The organism is Xanthomonas sp. WCS2018Noco2-27, from assembly GCF_031843525.1.
Taxonomy (GTDB): Bacteria; Pseudomonadota; Gammaproteobacteria; order Xanthomonadales; family Xanthomonadaceae; genus Xanthomonas.
Genome location: NZ_JAVTIK010000002.1, coordinates 374,952 through 390,505, shown reverse-complemented (window position 1 = coordinate 390,505; position 15,554 = coordinate 374,952). Strand labels below are relative to the sequence as shown.

Here is a 15,554-nt window from a genome sequence, read left to right as displayed (position 1 = left end):
GACGATCGAACGCGCAGGCTATTCGCCCAGCCGTGGACGCAATGTCGCCAGATTGCATGGCTTGGTGCGCGCATCCAGCTGCGCACGCACGATCTTTTCCCACGCCGTGCGGCACGCCGAGGTGGAACCGGGCAGGCAGAACACGAAGCTGTGATTGGCCAGCCCCGCAAACGCGCGCGATTGCAGCGAAGACGTGCCGATTTCTTCCACGCTGATGGCGCGGAACATCTCGCCGAAGCCCGGCATGATCTTGTCCAGCAGCGGCGTGATCGCCTCAGGCGTGCTGTCGCGGCCCGTAAAGCCAGTGCCGCCGGTGACCAGGATGCCGTCCACCTGCGCATCGGCAATCCATGCCGACACGACCGCACGCATGCGGTAACGGTCGTCCGGACATAGCGCACGGTCGTGCAGCACATGGCCTTCCTGGGTGAGGGCGTCGGCCAGGTAATCGCCGGAACGGTCGTCGGCCAGCGTGCGGCTGTCGGACACCGTCAGCACGCACAGGCGCAGGGGAATGAAGTCTGGAGTAGAAGGCATGCCGCAGCGTAACCAGCTGCAGCGGCCGGGTACAGCGCCGCAGTGTGAATTTGAAGGAAGCCTAGCGGTGGAGATCGATCACTGCTGGAATTCGTTCAATGTTGGACGTCGATCAGTGTTGGACTATCAAGCGTCAGCCACTACGCGCGCTGCGACTCTCGGCGCGCAGTGAAAAAAGCCCCTCTCCTGCGGGAGAGGGGTTGGGGTGAGAGTACGGGCGAAGCCTGCATGGCAACACTTGCTACATGGGGTGAGCACAAGGCAGCAGCGCTCAGTAGAGTCTCGAGCATTGACGATCGGTCGCAGCCTGCGCATTGCAGGCTTGCTCGCACCCTCATCCGGCGCTGCGCGCCACCTTCTCCCGACGGGAGAAGGGAGTAGGTCTATCGGCAGTGTTTGGCCTACATCTAAACCCCCAACCAACCACGCTCCCGCGCCATCGTCTGCAGCAGGGCCGCAAGATCGTCCGCAAACCCATCCATATCGAAAACGCCACTGCGCTGCCGTTGCTCAGCCAGCCGCGCACGCAGATCGGCCAACGCATCCGCATCGCTTGCCAATGCCACCGCCTTGGCCACAAACGCCGCGTCGTCGGCCACGTTCATCTCTTCCAGCCCCAGATGCTGATTGAGGCTGCCCGCGACCCGCGCGGCAAACGTCTCGCCGGGCGTGGTCAGCACCGGACAACCCGTCCACAACGCATCGGAGGCGGTGGTGTGCGCGTTATAAGGATGCGTATCCAGAAACAGATCCGCGTGCCGGTAACGTGCCAGATACTGCGGGTGAGGCAACTTCGGCATGAAGACCAGGCGCTGCGCATCCACGCCCTGCGCCTGTGCTGCCGCTCGCAACCGCGCATCGGCCTGGCCCGGCCCCGACAACAGCCACAGCACGCTGCCGGGCACCGCATGCAGTACCGCCAGCATGCGCGCCATGCTGCGCGGATTGAGTTTGTAGCTATTGTTGAAACAGCAAAACACCGTGCCCTGCGCGGGTAACCCACACGCGGCGCGTGACGGCGGTTCGCCAAGCGTGCGCGTGGTGTCCGACGGCTGAAACGCGCGGTTCAAGCGCAGCACCTGCTCGCTGTAAAACGGCACCAGCGACGGTGGCAATGCAAACGCGTCGCCCAGTACGTAATCCATCCACGGTGCACCGGAGGTGCCCGGGTACGCCAGCCAATTGATCTGCACCGGCGCCGGCCGCAGCGCGAACACTTCCGGGCGTCCGCCACCGCCCCAGCCGCGCAGATCGAACAACACGTCGATGCCCTGCGCACGGATGTGCTGCGCGGTGGCCAGATGCTCAAGCGCGGTGACATCGTGCAGGGTCGTGGCCTGCGTCAAGCGCGCGCGAATCGCGCTGCCGTCGTCCTGGCTGGTCGCGAACAGGTGCAGCTGCAGCTCCGGTTGGCGCCGCTGCAATGCCTCCAACAATGCCACCGTCAACACACCGGTGGGATGTGCGCCGAAGCCATTGGATACGAAGCCCACGCGCAACCCGCCGCGGCTGCGTAGCGCAACTGGTGGCAGTGGCTGCAGGCTTGAAGCGATCGCCTGCGCACGCGTGCGCGCACAGGCCAGTTGCTCGGCCGCAGTGGCGTCTTCGCTCAGAAACGCGAACGGCTCCACCGCCGCGGCGCCCTGTGCCACGGCGTTGCGGACCTGCGCGGCCAAGGCATCCAGGCCGCGCCAATCGCATAAACGACGTCGCCAGTTGAGCAGCTGCGCGGCGATGTACGGCTCGTCGGGCAGCAGGTGATACGCGCGTGTGTAGGCCGCTGCCGCTTGCTCCGGCTGATCGGCGTCTTCCAAGGCATGGCCCAGCCACAGCGCAATGCCTGGATGCTGCGGCACCAGGTCCGATGCCTGCTGCAGCAGACGCGACGCCTCGGCATGCCGCTGTTGCGCCCAACGCACGCGCCCAAGCCGCGCAATCGCTTCCGGGTGGCCGGGATGCAAGGCCAACGCGCGTTGCACGGCCAACTCGCCAGCAGCGATGCCGCCCATGCCGAGTTCGGCATCGGCCAGCATCAACCATGCAACGAAATCGCCGGGCTGCCGCTGCACCGCCTCGCGCAGCTGCAGCAGCTCGCGCGGGACGTTGGCACTCACGGGCTGTCGCTCAACCGCGCCAGTTCGTCGGCCTGATGCTCGTGCAGCAACCGTGCGACCAACGCATCCAGATCGCCTTCGATGATGTTGGGCAGGTCGTACAGGGTCAGCCCCTCCACGCGGTGGTCGGTGATGCGGCCCTGCGGAAAGCTGTAGGTACGGATGCGCTGGCTGCGGTCGCCGCTGCCCACCTGCAACTTGCGCGTGTGCGCTTCGGCGGCCGCGGCCTTGCTGCGTTCGGCTTCCACCAATTGCGCCTTCAGGCGCTTCATCGCCTTGTCGCGATTGGCGTGCTGGCTGCGCTCGGTCTGGCATTCCACCACCACGCCGCTGGGCACGTGGGTGATGCGGATGGCCGATTCAGTCTTGTTGACGTGCTGGCCGCCGGCGCCGGACGAGCGGAAGGTATCCACCTTCAAATCCGCCGGGTTGATCACGATCTCTTCCACGTCGTCGGCTTCGGGAATGATCGCCACCGTCGCCGCCGAGGTATGGATACGGCCCTGCGACTCGGTTGCGGGCACACGTTGCACGCGATGGGTACCGGATTCGAACTTCAGCCGCGAATACGCGCCGCGCCCGACCACGCGTGCCACCACTTCTTTGTAGCCGCCGTGTTCGCCGGGGCTGTCGGATTCGATTTCGACCTTCCAGCCCTGGCGCTCGGCATAGCGCGCGTACATGCGGAACAGGTCGCCGGCAAAGATCGCCGCCTCATCGCCGCCGGTACCGGCGCGTACTTCCAGAAACAGGTTGCCGTCGTCTCGCGGATCGCGCGGGACCAGCAGCAATGCCAGCTGTGCATCCAGTTCGTCCAGGCGCGCCTGTGCCGCAGCGATTTCCTCTTCGGCCAACTCGCGCATTTCCGGATCGTTGCGCATGGCTTCGGCAGCGCTCAGGTCGGCCTTGGCGCGCGCCTCGTCTTCCAGCGCTACGGCCACCGGCTCCAGTTGCGACAGTTCGCGCGACAAGCTGCGGAACTTGTCGTTGTTGTTGACCACGTCCGGGTCGGACAACAGGTGCTGCAGTTCTTCGCGGCGCTCGGCCAGCGCTTCGAGCTTACGGCGCAGGGTCGGCGTCATCAGTCCTCACGATCGGGGTAGCTACAGGGGGATGTGGGTAACCGGGTTTTTCCGGGAACAGCCGGTCGGCCGCGCTGGTCAATTCCAGGTCGTTGTTGAGCGCGGCATCGCGCAGCGCGGCGGTCGGCGGGTGCAACAGGCGATTGGTCAGCGCATGCGCCAGTTGCTCCAGTACTTCGTCGGCCGGCTTGCCGTTGCTCAACTGTTGACGCGCCTTGGCCAGCAGTTCGTCGCGGGTGCTGTCGCCGAACGCGCGCAGCCGCTTGAGCGGTGCCTGGCGCGCGTTGGCCTGCACGGTCTCGACATAGCGCGCCACCTGCAGGTCGATGATCGCCTCGGCCTGGTCTGCGGCTTCGCGGCGGCTGCGGCGGTTGTCTTCGACCGCGCGTTCCAGATCGTCCACGGTGTACAGGTAGGCATCGCTCAGCGTCGCCACCGAGGCTTCGATATCGCGCGGCACCGCCAGGTCGAACAACAACATCGGCTTGCGTTTGCGCGCGCGCAGCGCCTGTTCCACCTGCACCCGCGTGATGACCGGCTCGCGCGCGGCGGTGGCCGAAAACACCACATCGGCCTCGGCCAGATGGCGTTCCAGATCCGTCAGCGGCAAGGCATAGCCGCCGTGCTGGCTGGCCAGTGTCTGCGCATGCGCAAGCGTGCGATTGGCGATCAACAGGCGCCGCACGCGTCCTTCGCTCAGGTGCTTGGCGGCCAGCTCGATGGTTTCACCGGCGCCGACCAGCAACACGGTCGATTCGTTGAGCCGGGCAAAGGACTCCTGTGCCAGGCGCACGGCGGTGGAGGCCACCGACACCGGATTGGCGCCGACACGGGTATCGGTCCGCGCGCGCTTGGCTACCGAAAAGGTCTGCTGGAACAACCGATCCAACCCGCTTCCCAGTGCGCCATGCGCGCGCGCCACCGCCCAGGCATCCTTCACCTGGCCCAGGATCTGCGGCTCGCCCAGCACCATCGAATCCAGCCCGGTAGCGACCCGGAACAAGTGGCGCACCGCGTCGGCATCCTGATGCTGGTACAGATAGCTACTCAGTCCCGGCGCATGCGCGTCCAGCCAGCCGGCCAGCGCCTGCACGTCGTCCGCCATCGCATACAGCTCGGTGCGGTTGCAGGTGGACAGCAGCGCGGCCTCACGCACCTGCGGCAAGGCCCGCAACGATTCGAGCGCGCGCGGCAACGCGTCACCTGCGAACGCCGCGCGTTCGCGCAGGTCCACAGGTGCGGTCTGGTGATTCAGTCCGAGCACCCACAACGTCATTGTTCAGTTGCTTGCGATAAGCTGGCGGCCATTCAGGGCCCCATTTTACGGCCCGGTTGCCCCCGATGCCTGTACCGATTCGCATCCTGAGTGTTCTTTTGCTGGTAGCAGTGTCCGCCAACGCCACGGCAGCACCCAAAAAAGCACCGCCCGCTCCACCCGCCAGCAGTGCCGGCGCCACCTCGCTGGAACCTGTGCTCGCCGGCGAATTCGCCTTGCAGGCCGGGCAGCTGGACGAAGCCGCCCGCGCCTATCTGGACGCCGCCAAGGCCGAAGCCGGCGACGCCGGGCTGGCTGAACGTGCCGCCCGTATCGCCATGCTGGCCAATGACGACCCGCGTGCCATCGAAGCCCTGGCGCTGTGGCGCGCCCGTGCGCCGGCCTCGATGTCGATGCGCAGCACCGAAGCCTCGCTGGCCCTGCGCCGCAACGATCTGCGCACCGCGCGCCGCGACTTGCTGGGCCTGCTCAAAGAACCCGACCCGCGCGGCTGGCGTTTTGCATTGATCGCGCTGGCCAACGGCGGCCGCGAGCCGGAAGCCTCCGCCGACGTACTCGAAGACCTGGTCAAGGCCGGCGCCATCCCCAACCAGATCGAGGTGTGGCAGGAATTCGGCCGGCTCGCGCTGCGCATGGAGCGCCCGGCGCTGGCCAAACGCATCGTCGACGAAGTGGTGCGCCGCTTCCCCGAGGAGCCGCGCGTGGCCTTGCTGCATGCCACCCAGCTGCAGCAGGAAGGCAAGAACGACGAAGCGCTGGCGCTGCTGAAGAATGTCGAACCGCAGGCGGTGAAGGATTCCGAGCTGCGCGGCGCGCTGGCTTTCGCCTACGACGCCATGGGCCAGACCGAAGCGGCGGCGCGTGTGCTGTCCACCGGCCCGCAGGACACCCAGACCTACGGGCTGCGCGCGTCCATGCTCGCCAAAGAGAAGGACCGCACCGCGTTGGAAGCGCTGTATGGCGAGCTCAAGAGCAACGCCACCAAGCCCGACCCGGATCGCCGCCTGCTGCTGGGCAAGATCGCCGAATTCCTCAAGCGCTATGACGAAGCCGTTGAGTGGTACCGCGGCGTACCCGGCGGGCCGCAGATGAGCGAAGCGCGCTTGCGCGCCGCCAGCGCGCTGTACGAGCTGGGCCGCAAGCCCGAAGCCTTGGCCGAAGTACGTGCATTGCAGGGCGATGCCAGCGCCGACGACGATGCCCGTCGCGATGCCTATGTGCTGGAAGCCGAGCTGCATCAGCGCGCCGACGATGCCCCGGGCGAGCTGGATGCCTTCGAACGTGGCTTGGCCGCCTACCCGGACGACAGCGCGTTGCTGTACGCCCGCGGCCTGGCCTGGGAGCGTCGCGACGACGTGGCGCGCGCCGAGGCCGACCTGCGCAAGATCCTGGTCGCCGAGCCGGAAAACGTGGCGGCCTTGAACGCGCTGGGCTACACCCTGGCCGACCGCACCACCCGCTACAAGGAAGCGCTGGCGCTGATCGATCGCGCCCGCACCGCCGACCCGGACAACCCGGCCATCGTCGACAGCTATGGCTGGGTGCTGTATCGCATGGGCCGCACCAAGGAAGCGCTGGTGCAGCTGCGCCGCGCCTGGGCGCTGGTCAAGGACCCGGAGATTGCCGCGCACGTGGGCGAGGTGCTGTGGGTCAGCGGCAAGCAGGACGAGGCGCGGCGCTACTTCGACGAAGCCCGCCGGTTGGATCCTGACAACCGCGCGCTGCAACGCGCCGTGGAAAAGTTCGGGCTATGAGCGCTGCACGACGCGCGCTGGCCCTGAGCGGGCTGGTGCTGGTCGGCCTGTCCGGCTGCGTCAGCGTGCCGCGCGGGCAGGGTGGCGGCGCGGCGGTGGTCGAGCGCGTCTCCGATGAAGCACGTAACGCCGAAGCTGCGCGCCAGGCCTGGTTGCAGGCCCACCCACAGTGGTCGTTCCAGGGGCGGGTGGCGATCAGCAAGGACCGCAACGGCGGCAGCGGGCGCATCGACTGGCAGCAGAACGGCCCGCAGTACCGCGTGCAGCTCAGTGCCCCGGTGACCCGGCAGAGCTGGGTGCTCACCGGCGATACCACCACCGGCGCCGGTCGGCTCGAAGGGCTGGACGGCGGTCCGCGCAGCGGCCCAGATGCCGAACAGGTCTTGCTGGAAGCGACCGGCTGGACCATCCCGGTCAATCAGATGCCGGACTGGGTGCGCGCGCTGCGCATTGCCGATGCCGGCGCGCAGCGCGTCGATCTCGACGCTGCCGGGCGCCCGCGCACCGTGCAACAGGATGGCTGGACCATCGAATTTCTCGCTTGGGCGCCTGCCAGCGACGGCCAGCCCGCGCTGCCGCAGCGCATCGAAGCCCATAACGGCACCGCCAAGGTCCGCCTGTTGGTCGATCAATGGACGGTATCGCCCTGATGGCAGCGCTGGATAGCTGGTCGGCGTGGCCTGCGCCGGCCAAGCTGAACCTGTTTCTGCAGATCGTCGGGCGCCGTGCCGACGGCTACCACCTGCTGCAGACCGTGTTCCGGCTGCTGGACTGGGGGGACACCATTCATCTTCGTTTGCGCAGCGACGGCCTGATCCGGCGCATCGGCGACAGTTTGCCTGGCGTTGCCGAAGACGATGACCTGGTGATCCGCGCCGCACGCCTGCTGCAATCGTCTACCGGCACACGGGCGGGCGCGGAGATCCGCGTCGACAAGCGCATCCCCGCCGGTGGCGGATTTGGTGGCGGCTCGTCGGACGCAGCAACCGTGCTGGTCGCGCTCAATGCCTTATGGCGCCTGGGCTTGCCGGTCGATGCATTGGCCGCGCTGGGTCTGCGGCTGGGTGCGGACGTGCCGGTGTTCGTCCGCGGACACAACGCCTGGGCCGAAGGCGTGGGCGAGCAACTCACCCCGATTGCGCTTCCCGACGCCGCCTATGTGCTGGTCGATCCAGGCGTCCACGTGCCGACGCCGGCGTTATTTCAATCACAGGAATTGACGCGGGATGCTGCGCCCGTGAAAATAGCGGACTTCGCTTCCGGTTCTCTGCTCGACAATGCGTTCGAGCCGGTCCTGCGGCGCCGCGAACCTGCCGTCGAGGCCGTGTTCCAGGCGTTGTCCCAGATCGGCACGCCACGTTTGACCGGGTCAGGGAGTGGGTGTTTCGTCGAATTCGCCACGCGCGCTGCTGCAGAGCAGGCCTTGGCGCAATTGCCGGACAGCCTGCGGGCGTGGGTGGTGGAGGGTGCAGCGCACTCGCCATTGCTCGACGCACTGGACGCAACAAAGGTTTGATGCAGGGGCGTCGCCAAGAGGCCCAAGGCACCAGGTTTTGATCCTGGCATTCGTAGGTTCGAATCCTACCGCCCCTGCCAATGTACCGATGCAGGTCGCCCTGCAAGAGTTGTAGACGCAGATTCTTCTGCAAACGCCCGCACATCCACGTGCGGAGATCGAGGAACGGCCGGGCAACGGCTTGGCTCGTCTGCTCTTTCACCCACCCGCACGCTCTATCGCCGCCGCCTGAGAGATCCCATGCAAGACCAACGTAATCTGCTGGTGTTCTCCGGCAATGCCAACAAGCCGCTTGCCCAGAGCATCTGCAAGGAGCTGGGCGTTCGCATGGGCAAGGCGCTGGTCACGCGCTTTTCCGATGGCGAAGTGCAGGTTGAGATCGAAGAAAGCGTGCGCCGGCAGGAAGTGTTCGTCATCCAGCCGACCTGCGCGCCGAGCGCGGAAAACCTGATGGAGCTGCTGGTGCTGATCGACGCGCTCAAGCGCGCCAGCGCCGCCTCGGTGACTGCGGTGATTCCGTATTTCGGCTATTCGCGTCAGGACCGTCGCATGCGCTCCTCGCGCGTGCCGATCACCGCCAAGGTCGCCGCCAAGATGATCTGCGCGATGGAGGCCGACCGCGTGCTGACGGTCGACTTGCATGCCGACCAGATCCAGGGCTTCTTCGATGTCCCGGTCGACAACGTCTACGCCTCGCCGCTGCTGCTGGCCGACATCTGGCGCGCCTACGGCACCGACAACCTGATCGTGGTCTCGCCCGACGTGGGTGGTGTGGTGCGCGCGCGCGCCGTCGCCAAGCGCCTGGACGACGCCGATCTGGCCATCATCGACAAGCGCCGTCCGCGCGCCAATGTTGCCACCGTGATGAACATCATCGGCGACGTGCAGGGCAAGACCTGCGTGCTGGTCGACGACCTGGTCGATACCGCCGGCACCCTGTGTGCGGCCGCCGCAGCGCTCAAGCAGCGCGGCGCGCTCAAGGTGGTGGCCTACATCACCCACCCGGTGCTGTCCGGCCCGGCGGTGGACAACATCAATAACTCGCAGCTCGACGAGCTGGTGGTCACCGACACGATCCCGTTGAACGAAGCGGCGCGTACCTGCCCGAAGATTCGTCAGCTGAGCGTGGCCGAACTGCTGGCAGAGACCATCCGCCGCATCGCCTTCGGCGAATCGGTCAGCTCGCTCTACGTCGACTGATATCCCATTCGGCGCCCGGATCTCCGGGTGCCGTACTACGTCTCTCCTGGTCGCGGGTGAGACGCTTCATCGCCGCGAGGCGGTATTCCAATCTAGGTAGTGAAACAACATGGCAAAGACTCACGAAATCAAGGTCGAGCGCCGCGCGAACGAGGGGAAGGGTGCGAGCCGCCGCCTACGTCACGCTGGCGTCATTCCGGCCATCGTCTACGGTGGCGAACTCGAGCCGGTCAGCATCCAGCTCAACCACGAGCAGATCTGGCTCGCCCAGCAGAACGAGTGGTTCTACTCGTCGATCCTGGACCTGAACCTCAATGGCGACGTGCAGCAGGTGCTGCTGCGTGACATGCAGCGCCATCCGTTCAAGCAGTTGATCATCCACATCGACTTCCAGCGCGTCAGCGCCAACGAGAAGCTCAGCGCCGCGGTGCCGTTGCACTTCGTCAACGAAGCAACTTCGCCGGCTGGTAAGTCGAGCGAAGTGGTCGTGACCCACGAGCTCAACGAAGTCCAGGTGGTCTGCCTGCCGAAGGATCTGCCGGAGTTCATCGAAGTCGACCTCGGTGCGCTGGAAGTGGGCAATGTGATCCACTTGTCCGAAATCAAGCTGCCGGCCGGTGTGGAAATCCCCGAGCTGAAGCTGGGCAAGGAACACGATGTCGCCGTGGTTGCTGCCAAGCACGTGCGTATCGAAGAAGAAGACGCTGCCGGTGAAGAAGGCAGCGAAGGCGCAGAAACCAAGTAATCCGTCGGCCGGTTCCTCGTATCTGCGGGGAATCGGCTGCGGTGACTGGCATGTCTGCACTTCGGCTGATCGTCGGGCTCGGGAATCCGGGTCCGGAACACGCGCAAACCCGGCACAACGCCGGGTTTCGTTTCGTCGATGCCCTCATCGAGCGCAGTGGCGCCCGCTGGGGTCTGGACAGCAAGTTGTTCGGCGAAACGGCCAAGGTCGATATCGCAGGACAGCCGGTCTGGCTGCTCAAGCCGGCCACTTTCATGAATCTCAGTGGCAAATCGATCACCGCCGCCCTGCGGTTCTGGAAGATCGAACCGGAGCAGATGCTCGTCGCTCACGACGAACTGGATCTGGCGCCGGGCACGGCACGGCTCAAGTTCGACGGCGGACACGGTGGGCAGAACGGCCTGCGTGACACGATCCGCCTGCTCGGGCATGGCAAATTTCACCGCTTGCGCGTCGGCATCGGTCACCCTGGTCACAAGGACCGTGTGGTGCCGTGGGTGCTGGGGCGGGCAGGGCGTGACGATGATGCGGCGATCGGTAGTGCGGTGGATGCGGCCATCGATGTCCTGCCGTTGGCGATGGACGGCAATTTCAACCAGGCGATGAAGCGGCTGCATACCGCCAGGGACGCGTGATTGGGGAGTGGGGATTCGCAGCCGTAGGCGACGAATCTCCACTCCCGAATCCCGAATCCCGGATGTGACCCATGGGTATCAAATGCGGCATCGTCGGCCTGCCCAACGTCGGCAAGTCGACCCTGTTCAATGCGCTGACCAAGGCGGGCATCGCTGCGGCCAACTTTCCGTTCTGCACCATCGAGCCGAACGTCGGCATCGTGCCGGTGCCGGATCCGCGCCTCAACCAGCTGGCCGAGATCGTCAAGCCGCAAAAGTTGATTCCCACCGCGGTCGAGTTCGTCGATATCGCCGGCCTGGTTGCCGGTGCGGCGAGCGGCGAAGGGCTGGGTAACAAGTTCCTGGCGCACATCCGCGAAGTCGATGCGATCACCCACGTGGTGCGTTGCTTCGAGAACGACGACGTCATCCACGTCAACAACAAGGTCGACCCGATCGCCGATATCGAAACCATCGATACCGAACTGGCGCTGGCCGACCTGGACAGCGTGGAAAAGGCGCTCAATCGCGCCGAACGCAGTGCCAAAGGCGGCGACAAGGACGCAGCGGCACGCAAGCCGGTGCTGGCCAAGTTGCAGGCCGCGCTGGCCGAGGGTAAATCCGGCCGTGCAGCGGGTCTGGATGAGGAAGAGAAGGCGCTGGTGCGCGATCTGTTCCTGCTGACGCTCAAGCCGGTGCTGTACATCGCCAACGTGCTCGAAGACGGCTTTGAAAATAATCCGCACCTGGACGCAGTGCGCGCGCATGCCGCCGCCGAAGGTGCAGAAGTGGTGCCGGTCTCGGCCGCCATCGAAGAAGAACTGTCCCAGCTCGACGACGAGGACCGCGACACCTTCCTTGCCGATCTCGGCCTGAGCGAGCCCGGCCTGAATCGCGTCATTCGCGCGGCCTACAAGCTGCTCGGCCTGCAAACCTACTTCACTGCGGGCGTCAAGGAAGTGCGCGCGTGGACGGTCAGGGCCGGCTCCACTGCACCGCAGGCGGCGGCGGTGATCCATACCGATTTCGAGAAGGGCTTCATTCGCGCCGAGACGATCGGCTTTGATGATTTCATCAAGTATCGCGGCGAAGCTGGCGCGCGAGACGCGGGTCGTCTGCGCCTGGAAGGCAAGGAATACCGGGTCCAGGAAGGCGACGTGCTGCACTTCCGTTTCAACGTCTGATCCGGTGCGCGCGGCGCTGAGCGTCGCGCGTATTCAGTGGTGACGAAGAGTTCAAAATTTTTGTTGACACCGGGTGCGTCCCACAACAAAATAACGGGCTGCTTCACCCCGAACCGATTCGCCTCACGGCGCAACGGTCCGGTAGTAAAAGCTGGAGGGATACCCAAGCGGCCAACGGGGGCAGACTGTAAATCTGCTGGCTTACGCCTTCGGTGGTTCGAATCCACCTCCCTCCACCAGTTTAACGTTGTGGCATGCAGTTCCCGGCGCGGGAGTAGTTCAACGGTAGAACCTCAGCCTTCCAAGCTGATGGTGCGGGTTCGATTCCCGTCTCCCGCTCCATTGAACGCAAATGCATGGCATAATGCAAAACTCGCTCACGTAGCTCAGTCGGTAGAGCACCTCCTTGGTAAGGAGGAGGTCGAAGGTTCGATTCCTTTCGTGAGCACCATTACTCAATCGTCTTAAACTCCAAACGATTACCGAGACCTGCACCCATGGCAAAAGCTAAATTCGAGCGCAACAAGCTGCACGTCAATGTCGGCACCATTGGTCACGTTGACCATGGCAAGACCACGTTGACCGCTGCGCTGACCAAGATCGGTGCTGAGCGTTTCGGTGGTGAGTTCAAGGCGTACGACGCGATCGACGCAGCGCCGGAAGAGAAGGCGCGTGGTATCACGATCTCGACCGCGCACGTCGAATACGAATCCCCGAACCGTCACTACGCACACGTTGACTGCCCCGGCCACGCCGACTACGTCAAGAACATGATCACCGGTGCTGCGCAGATGGACGGCGCGATTCTGGTGTGTTCGGCCGCTGACGGCCCGATGCCGCAGACCCGTGAGCACATCCTGCTGTCGCGTCAGGTCGGCGTGCCGCACATCGTGGTGTTCCTGAACAAGGCTGACATGGTCGACGACGCCGAGCTGCTCGAGCTGGTCGAAATGGAAGTGCGCGAGCTGCTGAGCAAGTACGACTTCCCGGGCGACGACACCCCGATCATTCATGGTTCGGCGCGTCTGGCGCTGGACGGTGATCAGAGCGAAATCGGCGTGCCGGCGATCCTGAAGCTGGTCGATGCACTGGACAGCTTCATTCCGGATCCGACCCGCGACGTGGACCGCCCGTTCCTGATGCCGGTCGAAGACGTGTTCTCGATCTCCGGCCGCGGCACCGTGGTGACCGGTCGTATCGAGCGCGGCATCATCAAGGTTGGCGACGAAATCGAAATCGTCGGTATCCGTGATACGCAGAAGACCACCGTCACCGGCGTGGAAATGTTCCGCAAGCTGCTGGACCAGGGTCAGGCAGGCGACAACGCCGGTCTGCTGCTGCGCGGCACCAAGCGTGACGACGTCGAGCGCGGCCAGGTGCTGTGCAAGCCGGGTTCGATCAAGCCGCATACCGAGTTTGAAGCCGAAGTTTACGTGCTGTCCAAGGATGAGGGTGGTCGTCATACCCCGTTCTTCAAGGGCTACCGTCCGCAGTTCTACTTCCGTACCACCGACATCACTGGCGCGTGCCAGCTGCCGGAAGGCGTGGAGATGGTGATGCCGGGCGACAACGTGAAGATGGTCGTGACGCTGATCAACCCGGTCGCGATGGATGAAGGTCTGCGCTTCGCAATTCGCGAAGGCGGCCGGACCGTCGGCGCTGGTGTGGTTGCCAAGATCGTCAAGTAAGCAATGCCTGCAGTTCGGCGGCTTTGGCCGCCGACACTGCGCGAATGGCGGGCCGGCTGAACATCGGTCCGCCTTCGTTGTCTTGGGGTTTGCGGTAAACGAGTACATACGCCAGTAGCTCAATTGGCAGAGCAGCGGTCTCCAAAACCGCAGGTTGGGGGTTCGAGTCCCTCCTGGCGTGCCACTCCTCTTTCCGGCCCAGCGACTCGGGTCAGATCGGTAACTAGAGCCGGATGAATAGCAAAATCGAGCCTTCCAAAAGCGCGTCTTCTGCCAGCGCTGATATTGTGAAATACGTTCTCTCCGCGATCCTGGTGGTTGCGGGGTTGTTTGTGTGGTTCTGGTTTTCTGCGCCCGAGCGCGCCACGCAGTTGGGAGCCTGGACGCCGCAGTTGCGCGCGCTGGCTGTCATTGTTGGATTGGCGGCGGGTGCATTTGTGTTTTTGGGGACTGGCAAAGGCCGGGAAACCCGCGAATTCATGTCCGAATCCAGGTTTGAGTTGCGCAAGGTGGTCTGGCCGACGCGTCAGGAAGCCATTCGCACTACCTGGGTGGTGATTGTTGTTGTGATCATTCTGAGTTTGCTGTTGGGCGGCTTCGACTTCGTCATCCAGAAGCTCACGCAGTGGTTCCTGGCTCGTTAAGGAGAATCAAGCAGTGAAGCGTTGGTATGTCGTTCACGCCTATTCAGGCTTTGAAAAATCGGTTGCGCAGGCATTGCGCGATCGCATCGTTCGCACCGAAATGGAAGATCGTTTTGGTGACGTGCTGGTGCCGACCGAAGAAGTGATTGAAATGCGCGCCGGCCAGAAGCGTCGGTCCGAGCGCAAGTTCTTCCCCGGCTACGTGCTGGTGCAGATCGAAACCCACGAAGAAGCCGGTATTCCGCGCATCGACAATGAAAGCTGGCACTTGGTGAAGGAAACTTCCAAGGTCATGGGTTTCATCGGCGGTACGGCTGATCGTCCATTGCCGATTCGCGACGAAGAGGCTGATGCGATCCTGCAGCGTGTGCAGGATGGCGTCGAAAAGCCGCGTCCGAAGGTGCTGTTCGAGCCGGGTCAGATGGTGCGCGTCACCGATGGTCCGTTCAACGATTTCAATGGCGTTGTCGAAGAAGTCAACTACGAGAAGAGCCGGTTGCGTGTCGCCGTGCTCATCTTTGGTCGCTCCACGCCGGTCGAGCTCGAGTTCGGCCAGGTCGAGAAGGGCTGACCTGGGCGGGCGCCTGCTAGGCGCCTGCTTTAAATACTGCTATAGTGCGCGGCTCGCTGACCTGGCGACCGCCGGGAAATAATGGCTGCCGCATGGCAGCCATCTGCGTGTGGTACACAGCGCGACGCCGGGACGCGTGATTCTCCCGGTCCGATGGGGAGCCTGTTGTCAGGCGTTAGCACCCGGAGAGCATCGAAATGGCTAAGAAGATTACTTCCTACATCAAGTTGCAGGTTAAGGCCGGCCAGGCCAATCCTGCACCGCCGGTCGGCCCTGCACTGGGTCAGCGTGGTTTGAACATCATGGAATTCTGCAAAGCGTTCAACGCTGCGACTTCCAAGCTGGAGCCGGGTCTGCCGACGCCAGTGATCATCACCGCGTATTCCGACCGTACCTTCACCTTCGTCACCAAGAGCACGCCCGCCAGCGTGTTGCTCAAGAAGGTGGCAGGTGTTACTTCCGGTTCGAAGCGTCCCAATACCGACAAGGTCGGCAAGGTGACACGCAAGCAGCTGGAAGAGATCGCCAAGACCAAGGAAGCCGATCTGACGGCAGCCGAGCTCGAAGCGGCAGTTCGCACGATTGCGGGTACTGCCCGCAGCATGGGTTTGACGGTGGAGGGCTAAGAC

Annotated in this window: 15 protein-coding genes and 5 tRNA genes; 16 read left to right on the top strand and 4 right to left on the bottom strand. The window is 64.4% G+C overall.

Translation table 11 applies throughout. From position 1 onward, the window contains the following. Positions 1–18: 18 nt before the first annotated feature. The 4 genes from moaB to hemA form a co-directional block, all read right to left on the bottom strand. Positions 19–537 (bottom strand): molybdenum cofactor biosynthesis protein B, encoded by a 519-nt coding sequence (gene moaB, locus RQH86_RS06805; protein ID WP_115561393.1) that lies wholly within the window; start codon positions 535–537, stop codon positions 19–21. A 407-nt stretch (positions 538–944) separates the two neighbouring features. Then, positions 945–2,651: a tetratricopeptide repeat protein gene (locus RQH86_RS06800; protein WP_311240290.1), complete on the bottom strand. Its 1,707-nt coding sequence runs from the start codon at positions 2,649–2,651 to the stop codon at positions 945–947. Continuing rightward, complete coding sequence (prfA, locus tag RQH86_RS06795) at positions 2,648–3,733, bottom strand: peptide chain release factor 1 (protein ID WP_055851331.1); 1,086 nt, start codon at positions 3,731–3,733, stop codon at positions 2,648–2,650. Before prfA ends, RQH86_RS06800 begins: the two co-directional genes overlap by 4 nt. Further along, the gene (gene hemA / locus RQH86_RS06790; protein ID WP_055851334.1) at positions 3,711–5,009 is read right to left on the bottom strand and encodes a glutamyl-tRNA reductase; all 1,299 of its coding nucleotides are present in this window, start codon (positions 5,007–5,009) and stop codon (positions 3,711–3,713) included. Before hemA ends, prfA begins: the two co-directional genes overlap by 23 nt. A gap of 65 nt (positions 5,010–5,074) precedes the next feature. On the opposite strand from hemA, the gene RQH86_RS06785 reads away from it, so the two are divergent. From RQH86_RS06785 to rplK, 16 genes are all read left to right on the top strand, one after another. Beyond that, positions 5,075–6,763 (top strand): tetratricopeptide repeat protein, encoded by a 1,689-nt coding sequence (locus RQH86_RS06785; RefSeq protein WP_311240291.1) that lies wholly within the window; start codon positions 5,075–5,077, stop codon positions 6,761–6,763. Further along, the gene (gene lolB / locus RQH86_RS06780; RefSeq protein ID WP_311240292.1) at positions 6,760–7,413 is read left to right on the top strand and encodes a lipoprotein insertase outer membrane protein LolB; all 654 of its coding nucleotides are present in this window, start codon (positions 6,760–6,762) and stop codon (positions 7,411–7,413) included. The genes RQH86_RS06785 and lolB overlap by 4 nt, the downstream gene beginning before the upstream one ends. Continuing rightward, positions 7,395–8,279 carry a 4-(cytidine 5'-diphospho)-2-C-methyl-D-erythritol kinase gene (gene ispE / locus RQH86_RS06775; RefSeq protein WP_311240293.1) on the top strand — a complete coding sequence of 295 codons (885 nt, stop codon included), beginning with the start codon at positions 7,395–7,397 and terminating at the stop codon, positions 8,277–8,279. The genes lolB and ispE overlap by 19 nt, the downstream gene beginning before the upstream one ends. Positions 8,280–8,282: 3 nt before the next feature. Then, a tRNA-Gln gene (locus tag RQH86_RS06770) sits at positions 8,283–8,359 on the top strand. Between the two features lie 160 nt (positions 8,360–8,519). After that, a complete protein-coding gene (locus RQH86_RS06765) occupies positions 8,520–9,479 on the top strand; it encodes a ribose-phosphate diphosphokinase (RefSeq protein WP_055851346.1) in 960 nt (319 codons plus the stop codon). 109 nt (positions 9,480–9,588) lie between these two features. Continuing rightward, a complete protein-coding gene (locus RQH86_RS06760; protein ID WP_023902813.1) occupies positions 9,589–10,224 on the top strand; it encodes a 50S ribosomal protein L25/general stress protein Ctc in 636 nt (211 codons plus the stop codon). Positions 10,225–10,274: 50 nt separating this feature from the next. Next, positions 10,275–10,859: an aminoacyl-tRNA hydrolase gene (pth, locus tag RQH86_RS06755; protein ID WP_311240294.1), complete on the top strand. Its 585-nt coding sequence runs from the start codon at positions 10,275–10,277 to the stop codon at positions 10,857–10,859. A gap of 71 nt (positions 10,860–10,930) precedes the next feature. Continuing rightward, positions 10,931–12,022, top strand: a complete 1,092-nt coding sequence (gene ychF / locus RQH86_RS06750; protein WP_055851351.1) for a redox-regulated ATPase YchF — start codon at positions 10,931–10,933, stop codon at positions 12,020–12,022. A gap of 153 nt (positions 12,023–12,175) precedes the next feature. Continuing rightward, positions 12,176–12,261 (top strand) — tRNA-Tyr (locus RQH86_RS06745). A 29-nt stretch (positions 12,262–12,290) separates the two neighbouring features. Continuing rightward, positions 12,291–12,364 (top strand) — tRNA-Gly (locus RQH86_RS06740). A 33-nt stretch (positions 12,365–12,397) separates the two neighbouring features. After that, positions 12,398–12,473: transfer RNA gene (locus RQH86_RS06735), tRNA-Thr, on the top strand. Between the two features lie 46 nt (positions 12,474–12,519). Further along, the gene (gene tuf, locus RQH86_RS06730) at positions 12,520–13,710 is read left to right on the top strand and encodes an elongation factor Tu (protein ID WP_115527199.1); all 1,191 of its coding nucleotides are present in this window, start codon (positions 12,520–12,522) and stop codon (positions 13,708–13,710) included. 108 nt (positions 13,711–13,818) lie between these two features. Next, positions 13,819–13,894 (top strand) — tRNA-Trp (locus tag RQH86_RS06725). A 49-nt stretch (positions 13,895–13,943) separates the two neighbouring features. Next, entirely contained in the window at positions 13,944–14,354 is a 411-nt protein-coding gene (secE, locus tag RQH86_RS06720) for a preprotein translocase subunit SecE (RefSeq protein ID WP_055846620.1), read from the top strand. 13 nt (positions 14,355–14,367) lie between these two features. Then, positions 14,368–14,925, top strand: coding sequence for a transcription termination/antitermination protein NusG (gene nusG, locus RQH86_RS06715; RefSeq protein WP_005993332.1), 558 nt, complete (start codon positions 14,368–14,370; stop codon positions 14,923–14,925). A 197-nt stretch (positions 14,926–15,122) separates the two neighbouring features. After that, complete coding sequence (gene rplK / locus RQH86_RS06710; protein ID WP_055846621.1) at positions 15,123–15,551, top strand: 50S ribosomal protein L11; 429 nt, start codon at positions 15,123–15,125, stop codon at positions 15,549–15,551. Positions 15,552–15,554: the final 3 nt, after the last annotated feature.

Excerpts from the sequence above, each read along its gene's own strand:
- moaB (WP_115561393.1), bottom strand. The coding sequence starts at position 537 with ATGCCTTCTACTCCAGACTTCATTCCCCTGCGCCTGTGCGTGCTGACG.
- prfA (WP_055851331.1), bottom strand. The coding sequence starts at position 3,733 with ATGACGCCGACCCTGCGCCGTAAGCTCGAAGCGCTGGCCGAGCGCCGC.
- hemA (WP_055851334.1), bottom strand. The coding sequence starts at position 5,009 with ATGACGTTGTGGGTGCTCGGACTGAATCACCAGACCGCACCTGTGGAC.
- RQH86_RS06785 (WP_311240291.1), top strand. The coding sequence starts at position 5,075 with ATGCCTGTACCGATTCGCATCCTGAGTGTTCTTTTGCTGGTAGCAGTG.
- lolB (WP_311240292.1), top strand. The coding sequence starts at position 6,760 with ATGAGCGCTGCACGACGCGCGCTGGCCCTGAGCGGGCTGGTGCTGGTC.
- ispE (WP_311240293.1), top strand. The coding sequence starts at position 7,395 with ATGGACGGTATCGCCCTGATGGCAGCGCTGGATAGCTGGTCGGCGTGG.
- RQH86_RS06765 (WP_055851346.1), top strand. The coding sequence starts at position 8,520 with ATGCAAGACCAACGTAATCTGCTGGTGTTCTCCGGCAATGCCAACAAG.
- RQH86_RS06760 (WP_023902813.1), top strand. The coding sequence starts at position 9,589 with ATGGCAAAGACTCACGAAATCAAGGTCGAGCGCCGCGCGAACGAGGGG.
- pth (WP_311240294.1), top strand. The coding sequence starts at position 10,275 with ATGTCTGCACTTCGGCTGATCGTCGGGCTCGGGAATCCGGGTCCGGAA.
- ychF (WP_055851351.1), top strand. The coding sequence starts at position 10,931 with ATGGGTATCAAATGCGGCATCGTCGGCCTGCCCAACGTCGGCAAGTCG.
- tuf (WP_115527199.1), top strand. The coding sequence starts at position 12,520 with ATGGCAAAAGCTAAATTCGAGCGCAACAAGCTGCACGTCAATGTCGGC.
- secE (WP_055846620.1), top strand. The coding sequence starts at position 13,944 with ATGAATAGCAAAATCGAGCCTTCCAAAAGCGCGTCTTCTGCCAGCGCT.
- rplK (WP_055846621.1), top strand. The coding sequence starts at position 15,123 with ATGGCTAAGAAGATTACTTCCTACATCAAGTTGCAGGTTAAGGCCGGC.